Here is an 18,513-nt window from a genome sequence, read left to right as displayed (position 1 = left end):
GCACTTAACGTACCAATCCTTGCGGTTGTAAGATAATCAAACTTGCACCGCAGAGCACAATGATCCCGCCCAAAACATCCCAACGCGTTAACATCACTTGATCAACGTAACGTAGCCACATCAACGCAGTGAAAATATAAACACCACCATAAGCTGCATAAATACGACCTGATGCAGCTGGATGCAATGTGAGTAGCCACACAAATACCGCTAAACTCAATGCTGTGGGTATCCATAACCAATGCGATTTTCCTTGATTCAAAATCAAATAAGGAAAATAACAACCGAGTATTTCAGCAATTGCAGTTAATAAAAATAACCCGAATACGCTCAGTATTCGGGTTATAGAAAAAGAGAGTTCAAACATTAGGCGGGTTCAGCACTCGGATTGATATGGTCTTCAAATACTTCCAATTTCAAACCAACGTCTTTGCCATCTTCATGTTTGACAGAAACAGCGACATTACCGCCATGTTCAGCTAACTCACCAAATAAAATCATCTCAGCAAGTGGTTTTTTCAAATGCTCTTGAATCAAACGTTGCATTGGACGAGCACCCATGAGGCGATCATAGCCATTGGTCGATAACCAGTCACGTGCACTTTGATCAACTTCAAGCACCACTTGTTTTTCATCTAGCTGCGCTTGGAGTTCTGTTAAGAACTTATCAACCACAGATTCAATGACTGTTGTTGGTAATGATTTAAATTGAATCACACCATCCAAACGGTTACGGAATTCAGGTGAGAATGCACGTTTCATCGCATCTTGGTTATCAGCACTGTGATCTTGTTCAGTAAAACCAATACTTGCACGAGAAATACTTTCCGCACCCACGTTGGTTGTTAATACGATAATCACATTTCTGAAATCAGATTTTCGACCATTATTATCGGTTAAAGCCCCATGATCCATAACTTGTAATAATAAATTGAATACATCTGGATGTGCTTTTTCAATTTCATCAAGTAACAAGACACAATGTGGATTTTTATGAATCGCATCGGTCAACAAACCGCCTTGATCATAACCAACATAACCTGGAGGTGCACCAATCAAGCGTGAAACTGCATGACGTTCCATATATTCAGACATATCGAAACGGACAAACTCCACACCTAACAGTTTTGCCAATTGTTTGGTAACTTCTGTTTTACCAACACCTGTAGGCCCAGCAAATACAAAGCTACCAACAGGCTTGTCTGGTGCTTTTAAGCCTGCACGAGAAAGTTTAATTGCTGAAGATAATGCAGTAATTGCTTCATCCTGACCAAAGACCACACGTTTTAAATCGCGCTCAAGATTTTCCAACACAGTCTTGTCATCTTTCGAGACTGTTTTAGGTGGAATACGCGCAATCTTAGACACGATATCCTCAATGTTTTCGACAGAAATTAGTGAGCCATCTACTTCCGCTTTTAGGCGACGTCCCGCACCTGCTTCATCGATAACATCAATGGCCTTATCAGGTAAAAAACGGTCATTGATGAATTTTGCAGAAAGCTCTACAGCAGCTACAAGCGCTTTGTCGTCGTATTCAACGTGATGAAAATCTTCAAATTTGCTTTTTAAACCGCGTAATATCTCGATCGTTTCACCAATGCTAGGCTCACTTACGTCAACCTTTTGGAAACGGCGTGATAATGCATGGTCCTTTTCAAATACTTGACGATATTCTTGGAAAGTTGTCGAACCAATACAACGTAAACTTCCATTTGCCAAAGCAGGTTTAATTAGATTCGATGCATCCATTGTGCTGCCCATACTTGAACCAGCACCAATAATCATATGGATTTCATCAATAAATAGGATCGCATTTGGATTCTTTTTTAACGCGTTTAACAATTGTTTTAAACGCTTCTCAAAGTCACCGCGATATTTTGTTCCCGCAACCAATGCGCCAATATCAAGGCTATACACCTCAGCATTCGCTAATGGTTTAGGTGCTTTTCCATTTACAATCAACCATGCCAAACCTTCGGCAATCGAAGTTTTCCCAACACCAGGATCTCCCACTAAAAGTGGGTTATTTTTACGACGACGGCATAAGATTTGTGCCGCACGTTCAATTTCTTTCTCACGACCAATTAAAGGATCAGTTTTACCCTTTTGCGCTTCAGTATTGAGATTTAGCGTATATTGCTCTAAAGGTCCTGCATTTGCAGAAGCTGCACTTTCTCCATCAATATCTTCAACTTCCTCTTCAACTTGAATCTCTTCTTTACGTGTTCCATGAGATAAGTACTGAGTTAAAGTTAAACGATTAATTTGATGGCGTTTCAATAAATAAACAGCGAAAGAATCTCTTTCAGAATACATGGCAACTAATACGTCTGCCCCTTCAACGGTACGATCTCCACCGCTTGATTGAACATGAAAAATTGCACGCTGCAAAATTCGGTCAAAACTCTCTGTTGGATGTGGTGCTTGTTCACTATTATCACCAAGCTTTGGGGTGTGTTGCTCTACATATTCCTCTAACTCTTTACGCAAAGTAACGATATCAGCACCACATGCTTTTAGTGCGTTTACAGCTGAATCATTATCAAGCAAAGCGAGCAATAGATGTTCAACTGTCAGAAACTCATGCCTCTTTTGACGAGCCATGCTTACAGCCAAACGTAACGATACTTCTAATTGACGACTGAGCATGTAACCCCCTTATATTTTGGGCCTCATCAAGAAAAGACGTATCTTTAAATGAAAAAGCCAATTATGGACTTAATCCGCTTGAGTATCTGCAATCGTTATCTAACGTACGTTTACAAGCCTCTTTGCTTCATAGTCTACTGTTAGCATTAGTTGAGTGTATTGGTCAAGATTCAAAACAAAGTATTGTTGTAAAAATTTAATTACAAAGAGAATATGAACCATTCAATTGTTTAAAAAACAAACATACTTGTTGTTTAACCGTTACTTTCCTTCATCATCCATTCAAATTTTAAGTGAACGTATGATTATATTTTGCTACGTCCGCGACTTGAGCATATGAGACATATATGGCGCAAGGTTTGGCGTATGGGTATACCCTCAAAGGCTTCGCTTTTTACTCGCCACACGAACGTATGAGCCATTTATCCCGCAAGCTATGGTTTTTAAGTTGCTTTAAAAACTTCTTAGGATAAAGCCTCTAAGCGATGCTTTAAGTTTTATCCCGCCATTCGCAACATAGGTGCTCGTCTTGTGCATGAGGAATATATTCCGCAAGGGCGTTGCTTTTCTTTACTCGCCAATCGGGCATAGCCCTCGTCTTGCGCAGCTAAAAAGCGTTGCTTTTCTTAACGCTGCTCAGGTTCGATCTGACAAAGCAATGGATGCCCTTGTGCACGCGCATAATTGTTAACTTGATTTGCTTTAGTTTCAGCAATATCTCGAGGATAAATACCCGCAGTGCCCTTGCCTTCATAATGGACTGTTAGCATCACTTGACTTGCTTGATCCAAGTCCATAGAGAAATAACTTTGCAGTACATCAATCACAAAATCCATTGGGGTGTAATCATCGTTCAACAAAACAACTGCATACAATGGTGGTCGCTGTACGGCCGGTGGAGCTGTTTGCACGACCAGCTCACCATCATGATCCTCTTGCGAATCACTTAAACGAGGATTTAAGTGCCAGTCAACATAACCCGATTGATGAAAAGAGTTTTTCACTTCACTTAAATTCATTTGACGTCGATATCTTCGCATATTCGGTTCTTAATCTATAAATTTACTGAGCATTTGCTTCAGCTTGAGGAATTTCTGACACAAAAGCAGAGTTTAAATCAACAGGTTGACCACGTTGCCAGCTAAAACGTTTAATAACTGGTGTGCCACTACCCGATAAACGCACTTCGACAAACTGTGGCGTAAATCCTTTTGGCATGGTCCAACGTCCAGTTAAACGCTCAAAGTCATCAAAATTAAAGCTTTTATCTTCTAATGGTACATCCAAAATTTCAGTATTTCGAATTAGACGCAATTCAACAGATCCTGCTGCACGGCGTTTATTCGGGCTCACTTGAACAAGGTCAATTTGGTATTCGAAAGCGTTTTCAGGTAAAGACTTAATCGCCAAACTCTGAATCGTCAAACTCACACCACCACGCTGTCTTAAAATATCCCGATAAATAGCATTCATGCCCTCAAACTGCATTTTATCAGCGTTGGCTTGATTGACCGCTTTGAATAGATCATCAGCATTACCCACAGCCATATCCCGCTCTTGAACAGCGGCATTCAGGCTTTTGTTGATAGAGTCTAATGCTGTCTTTTGCTTTTGAACAACATCTACCAACTGTTCAGCATCAGCATCATAACCAACAACGGTTAATCCTTGACGGTGCCCAACTGTATAACCAATCATAAAACTACTACCAATAAGAATAGTTGCAGCAATAAGTAAAGGTAAATTCGTCTTTAAGAATTTGTTTTTCTCAACCGAACTTTCTGGTGAAGTCGTTGGTTCAACGTTATCCATCATTATCTCTATCGTTACGATCTACATCAAAGCACACATTTAAATCCAATTTTAAATGTGTGTGAAGTAGAAAAGCGTTTTTTATGGTAATAAACCAATACCTTCTAAACCTGTTGCTTCATCAAAGCCAAACATCAAGTTCATATTTTGAACTGCCTGACCTGCTGCACCTTTCACCAAATTATCTTGTGCAACGAGCACAATTAACTTATTCGGTTGAGGTTGATGTATTGCGATACGCAATTCATTTGCACCGCGGACACTACGTGTTTCAGGGGAACTATTGGCAGGCATCACATCTACAAAACGTTCATTTTGATAGAAGCTCTCATACAATGCTTGTAGATCTGTTTGTTGACCCAACTCAGTTAAATCAACATAAATCGTACTTAACATACCACGAATCATTGGAACCAAATGTGGAACAAAAATTAGTTGATCAAACTGACCTTTTTGTCCTGAAATATTCTCAAGGGCTTCAACAATTTCTGGATGATGACGGTGTCCTGCAACACTATAGGCTTTGAAATTATCCGCATTTTCACTATAAATCATACCGAGGCTAGCTTTACGTCCTGCACCCGACACACCAGATTTCGCATCAACAATAATACTTTGCGTATTGATTAAACGATTTTTTAATAAGGGTGCCAAGCCGAGCTGAACCGTGGTTGGGTAACAACCAGGATTACCGATCACATTCGCTTGTTTGATTTTCTCGCGATTCAATTCGGTTAAACCATAAACTGATTCTTTGAGTACAGTTGGACAATGATGTTGCATGCCATACCATTTCTCAAATTGAGCTAAATCCTGTAACCTAAAATCTGCTGCAAGATCAATTACTTTCGTACCAGCAGCAACCAAATCCTCAGCATGCTGCATGGCAACACCATGCGGCGTTGCAAAAAAGACCACATCACACTGTTTAAGCTGATCCAAATCAAGATCAGAAAACTTAAGATCAGTATGTCCTCGTAGACTTGGGAACATATCTGCAACACGCTTTCCAGCTTCAGTACGAGAAGTGAGAATACTGACTTGAACTTGTGAATGTCTTAACAATAGACGTAAAAGTTCAACCCCAGTGTATCCAGTTCCACCAACAATACCAACAGAAATCACGTGTCACACCTCTAACTTTCATTTAGGCAAATAGTATGGCAGTTTGGCTTGTTTTACACAATCTTCAAGTCTCTAACTTATAAGAAAATAAAACGAGTAGTAATCGTCAAATTAACATGAATCAATTGGCTTATATTGCAAAAATCAGATATATAGAAAGAGAAAAGGTATTCTTTTATTTTGAGCTGATTTTACCATTGGTCAAGAAAGACTATTGAATCAGTATAGGATTCGCATAGAATAAAACGATGCGGTAATAAAAAATTTCATGGATGCAAAATTTCTGGAGAGCTGGAATGCCTTCTTTGATGTCAGAACAAAGATTACATCATCATATTTGCTTAGGGTTGAGTACACTTCTACTTAGTTCAGCTTTGATTGGTTGTGGTAGTGGTGAGAGTGAAGCACGTAAGAGTACTCCACCTGAAGAGGTCATCGCCCAAAAACCGAAAAACTTTAATATTAAAGTACCAGTCGAAATACGTGAAGTTGTTGTTAAAGTCTTTGATAACGTTGATGACCGATTAGTCTTAGAACAAAATTTTAGCACAACCACCGATTTGGCGATTACCCTGCCTGAGATTCTGAATAAAAACCGCTTATATCGAGTTGAATTAACAACCACGCCTAATTCTTTGATATACGATTTTATTAGCCGCCAATATAAAAAAATTGATCTGACATTGCGAACTTTAGTCAAAGTTGATGTCAGCGATTTAACGCAAACGATATTTATCAATCCCAGCAGCGAGGCAATTTATCAACGTGCTTTAGTTCGTTCGGGACAGTTACCAAGTGATGAAAGCAACTATGCAATGACCGTCACAGCAGGACAGCTTGAACTTGCTACATCAGATGTTGAAACTGCGTTATTGAGTGCCTTTAAATATCTCAACATCACCAACGTGAGCCCATCAAATATACTAAATGTATTCTCACCACAAAGTACCGATGTAAATACTGGATTATATTTAAATACCTATCTGAGTTTTGGTTACTTACAGCAATGGGCTAATATATATCCCAATAGCGACTTCGGAGAGTTCTCTAAAAACTTAGCTATTGATCTAAGGGATGGTTATCTTGATGCAAAAAAAATTCGTGGTGATCAAGAAGCTTTGACTGCTATTGTACCCACAACACCAGATAACATTAACCCTGCTGAAAACACCATCATCGATATTGCGAATAATCAAAAAAATACCAGAGAACAATATGCCGCCTCATTAAGACAAGCGGTGTTGCAACTTGCAGATGTTTATAATCAAAAGACTTCTAATCCATCTCACTATACCCAATTACAACAAAGAAGCTATTCGGGTGTTGTGCCATCAGCGAATCCATCGATCCCACATAATGTTCGTATCGCTGGTGCAGGTGATTACCGTCGTGCTGTTGGTTTTTCAGACACAACTGCAACATGCAATGGTTCAATTTATCCATGTAAACAAGGGATTACAGGAATAAACAACATAAATCATAGTTTGCCTTCTATCGAATATTTGATTGGTCACTATAAAGATAATAGTCAAGATTGCCACCTTAATATTCGTGCTGATGGCTGGCTAGAACTCACCAAGAATAATCAGAAATTTCGATCGAAATTAGATGGAGACAGTACAGACAATATACTACAGGCAGATAAAGAAAATCACGAATACCTGTTAAATAGTAGCTCACCAGAGCCAAGTAATAACAACTTACAATACCAATTTGTGCAAGTGAATATCAAAGCCAATCAAGTATTGGGTGCAAGTGCTGGTTTAGATTCTCGCAAAGCACCTGATCAATTACAAAGCACGCAGTTACAATGTAGTTTTAGTTCGTAGATCACCTCTGCACACAAGCAACTGAGTATATTTTCAATTGCGTATGTGAGTGTTTTAAAAACAATATGCCAAGCTTGTTGCAAGCTTGGCATATTTGCATTGTGTTAGCTGCTCAATGCGGCCGTTTCTATAATGTCTAATCAGAGCCCTAACTTATATTTTTTTATAATACCAATGCGGTAGCTGTATCTGTTTTAACTGCCTGCGATGCTCTAGATAATTGTGATCGTGTTTAGCCACCTCATTCCAAAATGCGGCACTATGATCAAAATGCTTGGTATGTGCTAATTCGTGTACACACACCGCCCGCACATTAGATTCAGGCATCAGTACCAATGCTGCATTCAACATGATGTCATGCTTTGAACTACAACTTCCCCAGCGTGTTTTTGGTTTTCGGATTGCACACGCTTGGTAAGGCAAGCCAATTTCTTGGCTAACTTGATTCAAATATTCAGGTAAGAATTGTTTTGCATATGAAAAAACTGCTGATTGCAAGGCTTGTTCAGCTTGTTGATTACGAATAAATAAAATTTGCTGATCCCAATCAAACCTAAAAATATAACGTTGTTGCTGTTGAATAACATGAAAAGGTTGCGAATGACGGAATAAATACAATTCTTGAGGTAAAGTATTCGTTTGATTTAACTGTTGCTGCTGTTTCGACCAAGTATCGATCAACCATTGTTCTGACTGTTTTAAAAATTGGTGAATTTGAGTTTTAGTACAAAATGGAGGAACAGTGAGACGTATACCCGTTGGCTCAACACGCAAACGCAAATTTCTCGCCCTTGCATGTCGAACAACTTTTACTTCAGGTAACAATGCTTGCAAAGAAACTGACTGCATTATTGAGCAGTACGCTCTTCAATACCATTGTCTGTTGCAACAATTGCAATGCTCGCTGGGTTTAATGCAAAAATACCATTCGTTACTACGCCTGGAATATTATTAATGGTTTTTTCTACATCAATGGCATTTAAGATATTTAAATTAAATACATCTAAGATGACATTTCCATTATCAGTCACTACACCTTCACGATAAGCAGGATCACCACCCAAAGCGACGATTTTACGAGCAACAGCTGAACGTGCCATTGGAATAACTTCAACAGGTAATGGGAAATCTCTCCCCAATTGATCTACCCATTTAGAGTCATCGACAATACATACGAATTTCTTTGCAATTGAGGCAACAATTTTTTCACGAGTCAATGCAGCTCCACCACCTTTAATCATATGCATGTGACGGTCAATTTCATCAGCACCATCTACATAAGCATCTAAGCCCCCAACTGAGTTCATATCAACAACGTCAATTCCAAGTTTTTTTAATCGCTCTGCAGTTGCATTGGAACTTGCAACAGCCGCTTCAAGTTGTAACTCAGGCAATAAATCAATGAGAAAGTTAACCGTACTTCCAGTTCCCACGCCTAAAATGCCGCCTTTAGGTAAATGTTTTAAAGCGGCTTTTGCGGCTGCTTGTTTTTTTTCATCTTGGGTTGCATATAGACTCATGACTTCACTCAACTATTTTGACATTTGCTGCAAGAAAACAGCGCAAATGTACAGGGGTTTGCTACAATGATCCCCTATTTTAAACTGTTATAGGGAAGATGAACATGCTGTCTCGTGTGGTACGACAAATTTTACAAGCAACGGTTTATGATGTTGCGATTGAAACACCGCTTGAAGCAGCTCCCCGAATTAGTCAAAAAATTAATAATAACATTCGCTTTAAACGCGAAGACTTACAACCTGTATTTTCTTTTAAACTGCGTGGCGCCTATAACCGCATCAGCCAACTTCCTAAAGATCAGTTAGATCGAGGCGTAATCTGCGCTTCTGCTGGCAACCATGCTCAAGGTGTTGCTTTATCAGGTAAAAAACTCGGTATTCCTGCTATTATTGTGATGCCAAGCACAACACCTGATATTAAGGTTCAGGCAGTTAAAAGTTTAGGTGGTCAAGTGGTTTTACATGGCGATAGCTTTGATGTTGCCAATAAATACGCCAAACAACGCGCGGAAACGGAAGGTTTAGTTTTTATTCCTCCATATGATGATGAACTCGTTATCGCTGGACAAGGCACCATTGCCAATGAATTACTTCGTCAATGGCGTGATGTTGAATATGTTTTTGTTGCTGTTGGCGGTGGCGGTTTAATCGCAGGTGTTGCAGCATATTTAGGTGAAGTCGCACCTCACGTCAAAGTTATAGGCGTGGAATATGAAGAATCGGCTTGTTTAAAAGCTGCACTTGAATCCAATGAACGTGTGATTTTACCGCATGTCGGTTTATTTGCAGATGGCACGGCGGTAGCACAGATTGGTGAGTTACCATTTGAAATGGTCAAACTGCGTAAATCTGACAATTCAGGTCCAATTGTTGAACCCGATGTAGTGACCGTCGATACAGATGAAATCTGTGCAGCAATTAAAGACACCTATGACGAGAACCGCAGTATTGTTGAACCTTCTGGTGCAATGGCATTAGCAGGGATCAAGAAATATGTGGCGCAACATCATTTGACGAATAAAAATATGGTGTCGATTGTTTGTGGTGCAAACATGAATTTTGATCGCCTCCGCTATATTGCTGAGCGAACCGAATTAGGTGAGCGCAAAGAAGCCATTTATGCAGTGACGATTCCTGAGCTAAAAGGCGCATTTTTAAAATTCTGTCGCGCTTTACAAGGTCGCAATATTACTGAGTTTAACTATCGTGCCAGCAATAGCGGTCTAGCTCAGGTATTTGTTGGGATTAGCTTAAAAGGTGGTGAAATCGAACGCCATGAGATTCATGAGTTGCTCAAACAACAATATGAAGTCGATGATTTATCTGATGATGAGGTCGCAAAGCTACATATCCGTTATTTAATTGGTGGCCATGCAAATCTGGAAAATGAACGTTTATTCCGTGTCGAATTCCCTGAACGTCCAGGTGCTCTGCTCACCTTTTTAGAGCGTTTAGGCCCAACCCATAACATTACGCTATTTCACTATCGTAATCACGGCGCTGCCGAAGGTCGAGTACTGGTTGCTTTACAAGCCACTGATGCGAAGCAAAACCCAGATGGACTGATTGAAACCTTAGAACAAATTACTTATCCATATGCGGAGATTACCAATAACATTGGATATCAACGTTTCTTGAAATAAAACAACTCGACCAAAAGGATTGAGCTCTATATTACCGAGCTCAATCCTTTTTTTGCCTCCCAAAATACCGATAATTTTATTTTTCTAAAAAAAATTACACACACCCTTCTTAATTCTCAATAAAATGAATAAAAATATTTTCTGATCATTGGTTTAGGGGTACGCATGGCACAGTTTGCAATTATTGGCTTAGGGAGTTTTGGTGCAACAGTTGCCTTAGAGCTGACTAAACTGAATCATGATGTTATTGGTATCGACATCCAAAAGCGGAATGTCGAGAATCTCGCTAATCAAATTACACATGCAGTTATCGCAGATGCAACTGATGAGCACGTTCTTGATGAACTAAACGTACAAAACTGTGATGCTGTTGTGGTCGCGATTGGTGAAGACATTGAGGCCAGTATCCTTTGTGTGCTGAGCCTAAAAAATTTAGGAATTGATAAAATTTGGGTGAAAGCAAAAACCAAAGCCCACCATACGATTCTGTCACATTTAAATATCAATAAAATTATCCATCCTGAAGAAGATATGGGGGTTCGGGTAGCACAGGCGCTTAATTACCCAATGGTAAGCCGCTATATGGCATTGGATGATGATCACTTTATTATTAAAGTTCCAATTATTGACAAATTACATGGCATTAACTTATCAGGACTGATGCAGCTTGCGCCTCATGTCAAACTTTTATTGGTCAAACGGAATCAACAAATTTTTTACGAGACAGATTGCAATTTTACCTTACATAGAGGCGATGTACTTATCCTTGAGGGACTATTGCCAAATCTAAAAAAACTGTCTGAGTGCTTCCAATAAAATGACAACGAATACACAAGTACAAAAACAAAGGATTTTTAATCTGAGCCCACCCTCCTTACTCGCGATTGGCTTCTTAAGCTTCATCGTGATTGGGACGATTCTACTCAAACTTCCTTTCGCACATACAGGACAAGTCTCTTGGATGGATGCGTTCTTCACCGCAACTTCAGCAGTAACCATCACGGGCCTGTCTGTTGTCAATGTAGGCGAATCATATACACATTTTGGGCAATTGATCATTTTATTAATGATTCAGTCTGGTGGACTTGGTTTTATGACCTTTGCGATATTAGCTGCGCTCAGTTTGTCTCCAAAAGTTGGCTTGCGACAACAAATGATGGCACAAGAAAGTTTAGGTCAAACCAGCTTATCTAAAGTGACCTTTATTGCTAAAGGGGTTGTTGCTTATACAGTTTTCTTTGAGTTAATTGGGGCTATTCTATTAGCTACCACGTTTATTCCACTCTACGGGATCCCCAAAGGAATCTATTATTCCATCTTTTATAGTATCTCCGCTTTCAATAATGCAGGATTTTCATTATTTGATAATAGCTTGATGAACTTTTATAGCAATTATTTTATTTGTATGGTTGTTAGCCTGCTTTATATTTGTGGTGGAATTGGTTTTTTGGTTTTAATGGACATAAAACAGAATAAGAAATGGCGAAAACTTAGCCCCAACAGTAAGTTAGTAATCAGCACAATCATCATTATCAATATTATTGCTTTTATCGCGATTTGGTTACTTGAAGCGCGCAATCCGATGACTTTAGGTAATATGAGTTTGGGTGAACAAGCCGTTAACTCATGGTTTCAAGCAACTGTCCCACGTTCTTCAGGCTTTAATACGCTTGATACAGGCTCGATGAATAACAGCACCACATTATTAACCATGTTACTCATGTTTATTGGTGGTGGCTCACTCAGTACAGCAGGTGGGATTAAGATTGGCACGTTTGTGATCTTGGTTTTATGTGTTGTAGCGTTCTTGAGGCGTAATGATGAAATCCGCGTCTTCAACCATGCTATTTCTCCAGAAACAACATATAAAGCATTAGCTGTCGCCTCTATTACAGGCATGTTAATTTTTATAGGTGGCTTTATCATACTTATCCTAGAACCTGAGTTAGATGTTCTAGATCTGATGTTTGAGGTCTTATCCGCTGCTTGTACTGTTGGACTTTCCAGAGGTGTGACGGGTGAACTACAAGATGGTAGTTTATTAATGCTGTGTTTGCTCATGTTTACGGGGCGGCTTGGGCCACTGACTTTAGCCTATTTAATTGCAACACCGAAGAAGAGCCGTTTAAAACACCCTCCTGCCAACATTCAAATTGGATAATAAAAAAAAGCAGATGATTTCATCTGCTTTTTTTTAGACTTAAATTAACTTAATACAAGTTCATCAAGGATACGCCTAAACCTACATACGTTGCACGATGGTTATAATCAATCAGGCTCTCACCATAACCGTCGAAAATCTGAAAATGTCCGCGCAGTTTATCTTTGATCGGAAATGCCCAGTCAAACTGCACCGCACCATTGGAACGATCACCACCCTTCAGTGAATGACGTAACATCAAAGAAAAATCATTTTGTTTATGTCGATAAAAAGCAGTTAAATCACCACGTCCGATGTAATCCTTAATATCTGGATTATTATCATCTTTAGCATCTTCTTCGACACGGTACCAAGGGCGCAACATCAATGCAAAATTATCCTTTTCAAATCCGAAATTAAAAATCACACGATTCCAACTACGAGATAATGGATCAGAACGACCATTTGATTGATGATTTAATGTCACACCCAGTAACCTTGCGTTTAAACCCAATACATTGTAATTGGTCCTAAACATGAGGCTTGCTTCAGGCTCATAATTAGTCTCACGGAACGGTCTAGACTCCTCTGAGTTATAAACCTGCCAACGTGAAGACTGAGTATATCCCACCCAAAGATCACCATTGTTACCAAAAATATTTTCCCAAGCTTTGGTCTTTAATGAGATTTGAAACTTAGCCTCTGCTGACGTTAAGTCCTGTTTCTCTTCCACCGTGTTTTGTGGATTTGGACTATTTGGAAATTCGTTTTTATTACTGGTCCAGAAAACGGGCAGTAAATAGACTGGCTGATAGGCTCGGATATTCCAGACACCTAATTTACTTTCTTCAGAAAGTTCCCAACGACGATCTAATAAAGAAACATTTGGGTCAAACTTTGGCGCAGCACCTAAGATATGTAAGTCACTCACCTTTTGAACCACTTTATCTCTTAATGACTCAGGTTGGCTGGCTTCACTCTCACGCTCAACCACCACTGATTTTGTAACTGTCATAGGTTCAGGCTCAGCAATCGCCGCTTGTGACTGAATCAGTGTGGGTGATTTAAAAAGTTGGTCATAGCAAGCTAAACGATCAGCATTCGAGGCTAAAGCAACACACGCCTCAGCTGTGGCTGGGCTTATTGGAGCAAACTCTTGCGCGTTTGCGAACGAAGCGGTCAAAGAACCAAGTATTACAAATATACTTGGCTCAAAATAGCCACGCTCAAAAGATTTGAACGCCATACATATCTCCAGTCTTTATTTTTTAATTGACCTGTTGAATCTCAAATCCAAGTTTCTGCAATTCCTCGCGCTTAGCGAACGGGGCAACGACTGCTTTCACTGGTGTTTGCTCAAGCAAATATTGTTTCGCTACACGTTGTAAATCTTCGAAAGTCACATTGAGTAAACGTTCACGTAACAACTTTCGGAATTTCGGTGTTCGACCATGCAACCACGAATAACATGCAGTAATCGCTTCGCCAGCAGGTGAGCCAGGTTTATCCATACTTGCAACCAAACCTAAAATCGCCTCTTCTAATTGATATGATTGCTGTTCAGTATTAAATAACCATTGCACACTTGCTTCAAAATCATTAAATGTTTCTGCCAAACGCGGATCACGATAGCTAAAGAAACGGAATGAACAAGCATTGCCATCGTAACTTGAACCACCACCGTATGCTCCCCCTTTTTCACGGATTGCACTGTGTAAGAATCCATTACGGAGATACGCTGCCAAGACCATTAATGGCGCTGCATCAGGGTGTGCCACATCCACGGCTTGATAAGCAGATGCACAGAACTGTACATTGGCTTGAATCAACCACGCCTCATCAGTGCTGGTATTTACTTGTTCAACTTGAGTTAAAGTGACTGGTGTCTGATCAACCTCTAACTTATCCCAAACATTTTGGATTTCTTCAACCAAACGATCAGACTGATGTTCTTCACAGACCAATAAGAACTGTTTCGGTGCTTGCAAAAGCTTACGATGAATAGCTTTCAATTCTTCAATTAACGCTTGATAAGCCGTGTCATCTTGATCAATTTTAGTGACTAAATCACTGAGCCAATTTAACGCACCTAGACCTGTATTATGATAGTCACGGCGTGCTAAAGCACTCATTTGACGCGAAGCAGCTTGCATTGCATAACTGTGACCAGAACCCGACAAACGCGACTGCCAACGCGTTTTACGTTGTTGCAACAACTCAATGATTCGATCTTTCTCATCGAAACGTAGTTTTTCAAAAGCAAGCTTCAATAGCTGAATCGTATCGAGTTTTTGGGTGAGCGATTTAGTCGTTAAAGTTAACCAAGCACTGATACGATCTTTATCATCAACCTTGCTACGCAAAGATGCGCCCATGCCTAAACCACCACTGACCGCAGTTTGAATTTGTTGGAACTCGAGATAGTTATATTCGCCAGCACCAACCTCACCCATCAAAATAGAGAGCAAGTTGAAATAAGGTGAGTGTACGATTTCATCAGGCACTTGTATCAAGACTTGTTGATAATAAATTCCGTTCGTACCAGCATGATATAGATTCAATGGTGTATCTAAACGATTACAGATAATTTCTCGTAACTGACCTTGCACAATCTGTAAATCAGCAGGTACATCTTCTAAACCAACTTTAGGTAACAACTCCAAATCATCTGGCGTATCTTGGCGTTTTTTCAGCGCTTCAGTTTTCTCTTGAATTTCAATTTTCTGAGCATCTGTTAGATTTGCAGTGATTTCAGCTAACCGTGCTTGTTCAGCTTCTTGCTCTTTTACTGATTTAGTTGCGTCAGGCACTAGTGTCATTTGCACACGATGAGGATTATCTAACAAATGTGTTTGAATCAAGTTGGACAACCACATTGGGTCTTTCAACTCTTCCTTCACCTGTTCAATCGCTGCATCCACATCCCAGACATGAATTGGATCGGAATGATGAATTGCACAACCCAAACCATTCAAAATTAGACTTAGACCATAAGGCGTTCCATCTCCATTGATTTCACGTTGATGCAATTCAATTTGATGAAGAATAGCATCGACCAAATCAGTATTTACTGGTTTGGATGCAACATCTTTTAGAATATTTAATACACCATTTTTAAAGGTTTCAGCATGCTCAGCATTTGATCCTTGAACGCCACAATAGAAGGTCATTTCAAAGTTACTATCATCTACACCCATAATTGGGCCTGTTGATTGTGCATAACCACAGGTTTCTAAGTAATGTCGTAATGGCGATGCCGAGTTTTCTAATAAAATCCCTTCAACTAAACGCATCCCTAAACGAAGTTTGATATCACTGGTTTCAGGCAACAACCATGACATAACATGATAGGTTTTATCTTTTAAATCTTCACTATCAACAGCATAGCTTTCAGTGACTTCAACTGGCGCAGCTAAGCGTTGCTCTGGCGTTGAATATAAGGTCGTACCCTGAGAAAACTTATGCAATGCTAATTTTTCGAACTGCTCTTGTAAATCATAAGCACTTTGATTACCAAAAGTCATAAATACTGCATTACTTGGGTGATAATGCGTTTTATAGAAATCAACAAGCTGCTCATAACTCAGATCAGGAATATCTTTCGGATCACCACCAGAGTTATAGTGATAAGTCGTTTTTGGGAATAGATGGTGTGCAAGTTGGTGGTAAAGCTGATCTGTCGGAGAACTCATTGCCCCTTTCATTTCATTAAACACCACACCTTTGTAAACGGCTTGATCATTTTCAAGCTCTATACGTATACCTTCCTGAGCAAAATCTAAAGGGTTCAGATTCGCAGCAAATGCCGCATCTAAATACACAGACAATAAGTTTTGAAAATCTTTCTTATTCTGAGTCGCAAACGGATACGCAGTCCAATCTGCAGCGGTAAACGCATTCATAAACGTATTGAGTGAACGGCGGATCATTAAAAAGAATGGATCACGTACTGGAAACTTTTCAGAGCCACACAAAGCGGTGTGCTCTAAAATATGTGCCGCGCCTTTTGAATCCATGGGTTGTGTTCTAAAAGCGACTAAGAATACATTTTCATCATGCTCTGTTGCCAAGTGATAATGAACGGCACCTGTCACTTTATGCTTATATTCTGAAACATGAATATCGAGTGCTTCTACATGGTGTTGACGTAATAGCTGAAACGCAGGGTGAATAGTTTGAGTAATGCTTTCAGAAACATCTACAGTCATGTGATCTCCAATTTATCTATTTAATTAACGACGATTGATAGTAGAGAGTCTACCGAAGAATACCTATGGATATCCATGTAAATTAGTCTATTTTTGTAGAAAAATTCAGCGAGTGGTAAGCGTTTAATTCGATCTTCTGTTTACGTCAATGAACTTAACACCTGAATTTTTTTCAACAAACTACAGTAATCCTGAGCATTGGTGTAAACTTTAGTTTTTGATTTTACTGTGATGACAAACATGGCGACTGTTGATCTTTTTGCAATTGGAAATGCGCTCATTGACCAAGAATTTAAAGTTTCAAATGAGTTTTTAACTCAACAAGCATTGCAAAAAGGTACGATGCAGTTGGCTGATGGTGATACCCAAGCGGCTTTATATCAAAAATTACAAGATACACAGACCTATAAAGGTCAAGCCAGTGGTGGTTCAGCAGCTAATACAACGGTTGCATTCAGTGCATTAGGAAGTACAGCTTTTTATGGGTGTCGCGTTGGAAACGATGAACTTGGTTCAATTTACCTAAAAGGTTTAAATGATGCTGGAATCAAAACGACCAAACGATCTATCAGTGAAGGTGTAACGGGAACATGTATGGTCCTGATTAGCCCAGACTCAGAACGCACCATGCACACCTATCTCGGCATCACCGCTGAACTAACAGCTGAACAAATCGATTTTGAACCATTAAAAACAGCAAAATGGCTCTACATTGAGGGTTATTTATCTACTAGTGATACTGCTCGCAAAGCAGTAAAGCAAGCCCGTGAAATAGCCAAAGCACACGGTGTAAAAATAGCACTATCGCTTTCCGATCCTGCGATGGTGCAATACGCACGTCAAGGTTTAGAAGAGTTGTTGGATGATGGCGTTGATTTATTGTTCTGTAACGAACAAGAAGCATTGATGTTTACGAACACTGAAAATCTTGATGCTGCAATTGAAATATTAAAATTAAATAATCAACATATCGTTATTACCCAAGGTGCAAATGGCGCAATGATTATTGACCCTGCACAGCAATTTCATGTTGCTGGTCGTCATGTTGAAGCTGTGGATGCCAATGGTGCTGGCGATGCCTTTGCTGGTGCATTTTTATATGCAATTAATGCTGATTTAAGCTTAGAGGCTGCAGCTCAACTCGCCATTCTGATTTCGAGTGAAGTTGTTGCCCAATTTGGACCTCGTTTAGCCGTCGAAAACTACGCTAAACTATTTGAGCAATTTAAAACATCGCAACAGGAATGTGCTTAACATGGAAAAGATTTGCATGACTGAGGAAGTCCCTGAACGTGAGTCTCGTGCATACGATACTTTGAAAGGAACAACCATTTTCGTTACTCAAAAAGATGGCAATTTTTATGCCTATCAAAATGTTTGTCCGCATTTGCAAACAGAGCTTGAGTATTTAGAAAATCAGTTTTTAGATCAAGATCGTGAATATATTCAATGCTCTACTCATGGTGCCTTGTTTTCTGTTGAAACGGGCGAATGTATTTCTGGACCATGTCTGGGTGACTTCCTTGAAAAAGTAAACTTGGAAGTCCACTCCGATGGTGGTATTTATATCATTGATTGATACCT

At 39.6% G+C, this 18,513-nt stretch carries 15 protein-coding genes; 6 read left to right on the top strand and 9 right to left on the bottom strand.

Translation table 11 applies throughout. The features are described 5' to 3' along the window. Nucleotides 1-4 precede the first annotated feature (4 nt). The 5 genes from EXE30_RS04745 to argC form a co-directional block, all read right to left on the bottom strand. Entirely contained in the window at nucleotides 5-367 is a 363-nt protein-coding gene (locus tag EXE30_RS04745) for a YnfA family protein (RefSeq protein ID WP_121930217.1), read from the bottom strand. Next, nucleotides 367-2,652: an ATP-dependent Clp protease ATP-binding subunit ClpA gene (gene clpA / locus EXE30_RS04740; protein WP_130161416.1), complete on the bottom strand. Its 2,286-nt coding sequence runs from the start codon at nucleotides 2,650-2,652 to the stop codon at nucleotides 367-369. Before clpA ends, EXE30_RS04745 begins: the two co-directional genes overlap by 1 nt. Before the next feature lie 626 nt (nucleotides 2,653-3,278). Further along, a complete protein-coding gene (gene clpS / locus EXE30_RS04730; RefSeq protein WP_165382367.1) occupies nucleotides 3,279-3,692 on the bottom strand; it encodes an ATP-dependent Clp protease adapter ClpS in 414 nt (137 codons plus the stop codon). A 22-nt stretch (nucleotides 3,693-3,714) separates the two neighbouring features. Further along, nucleotides 3,715-4,464: a DUF6776 family protein gene (locus EXE30_RS04725; RefSeq protein ID WP_130161415.1), complete on the bottom strand. Its 750-nt coding sequence runs from the start codon at nucleotides 4,462-4,464 to the stop codon at nucleotides 3,715-3,717. Between the two features lie 81 nt (nucleotides 4,465-4,545). Next, nucleotides 4,546-5,589 (bottom strand): N-acetyl-gamma-glutamyl-phosphate reductase, encoded by a 1,044-nt coding sequence (gene argC / locus EXE30_RS04720; protein WP_130161414.1) that lies wholly within the window; start codon nucleotides 5,587-5,589, stop codon nucleotides 4,546-4,548. A gap of 296 nt (nucleotides 5,590-5,885) precedes the next feature. On the opposite strand from argC, the gene EXE30_RS04715 reads away from it, so the two are divergent. Further along, the gene (locus EXE30_RS04715) at nucleotides 5,886-7,418 is read left to right on the top strand and encodes a hypothetical protein (protein WP_130161413.1); all 1,533 of its coding nucleotides are present in this window, start codon (nucleotides 5,886-5,888) and stop codon (nucleotides 7,416-7,418) included. Between the two features lie 153 nt (nucleotides 7,419-7,571). Here EXE30_RS04715 and EXE30_RS04710 read toward each other — a convergent pair whose 3' ends face one another. Both EXE30_RS04710 and rpiA read right to left on the bottom strand, forming a co-directional pair. Further along, nucleotides 7,572-8,267 carry a YgjP family zinc-dependent metalloprotease gene (locus tag EXE30_RS04710; protein ID WP_130161412.1) on the bottom strand — a complete coding sequence of 232 codons (696 nt, stop codon included), beginning with the start codon at nucleotides 8,265-8,267 and terminating at the stop codon, nucleotides 7,572-7,574. After that, nucleotides 8,267-8,938 carry a ribose-5-phosphate isomerase RpiA gene (gene rpiA, locus EXE30_RS04705; protein ID WP_130161411.1) on the bottom strand — a complete coding sequence of 224 codons (672 nt, stop codon included), beginning with the start codon at nucleotides 8,936-8,938 and terminating at the stop codon, nucleotides 8,267-8,269. Before rpiA ends, EXE30_RS04710 begins: the two co-directional genes overlap by 1 nt. A 98-nt stretch (nucleotides 8,939-9,036) precedes the next feature. On the opposite strand from rpiA, the gene ilvA reads away from it, so the two are divergent. The 3 genes from ilvA (at nucleotide 9,037) to EXE30_RS04690 (ending at nucleotide 12,742) form a co-directional block, all read left to right on the top strand. After that, nucleotides 9,037-10,581: a threonine ammonia-lyase, biosynthetic gene (gene ilvA / locus EXE30_RS04700; protein ID WP_171457324.1), complete on the top strand. Its 1,545-nt coding sequence runs from the start codon at nucleotides 9,037-9,039 to the stop codon at nucleotides 10,579-10,581. A gap of 165 nt (nucleotides 10,582-10,746) precedes the next feature. Then, entirely contained in the window at nucleotides 10,747-11,397 is a 651-nt protein-coding gene (locus tag EXE30_RS04695; protein ID WP_130161409.1) for a potassium channel family protein, read from the top strand. Nucleotide 11,398: 1 nt separating this feature from the next. Then, entirely contained in the window at nucleotides 11,399-12,742 is a 1,344-nt protein-coding gene (locus EXE30_RS04690) for a TrkH family potassium uptake protein (RefSeq protein WP_130161408.1), read from the top strand. A gap of 49 nt (nucleotides 12,743-12,791) precedes the next feature. Here EXE30_RS04690 and EXE30_RS04685 read toward each other — a convergent pair whose 3' ends face one another. Then, nucleotides 12,792-13,967, bottom strand: coding sequence for a phospholipase A (locus EXE30_RS04685; RefSeq protein WP_130161407.1), 1,176 nt, complete (start codon nucleotides 13,965-13,967; stop codon nucleotides 12,792-12,794). A gap of 22 nt (nucleotides 13,968-13,989) precedes the next feature. Continuing rightward, entirely contained in the window at nucleotides 13,990-16,929 is a 2,940-nt protein-coding gene (locus EXE30_RS04680) for an insulinase family protein (protein WP_130161406.1), read from the bottom strand. Between the two features lie 240 nt (nucleotides 16,930-17,169). Between EXE30_RS04680 and EXE30_RS04675 the strand changes: the two genes are divergently transcribed. Continuing rightward, complete coding sequence (locus EXE30_RS04675; protein ID WP_130161405.1) at nucleotides 17,170-18,183, top strand: adenosine kinase; 1,014 nt, start codon at nucleotides 17,170-17,172, stop codon at nucleotides 18,181-18,183. A 16-nt stretch (nucleotides 18,184-18,199) separates the two neighbouring features. After that, nucleotides 18,200-18,508 (top strand): Rieske (2Fe-2S) protein, encoded by a 309-nt coding sequence (locus EXE30_RS04670; RefSeq protein WP_121930323.1) that lies wholly within the window; start codon nucleotides 18,200-18,202, stop codon nucleotides 18,506-18,508. The last annotated feature ends 5 nt before the right edge of the window (nucleotides 18,509-18,513 follow it).

It is taken from the genome of Acinetobacter halotolerans (genome assembly GCF_004208515.1).
GTDB lineage: Bacteria > Pseudomonadota > Gammaproteobacteria > Pseudomonadales > Moraxellaceae > Acinetobacter > Acinetobacter halotolerans.
The sequence above is the reverse complement of the archived record's forward strand: the minus strand, read 5'-3'. Positions and strand labels throughout refer to the sequence as shown.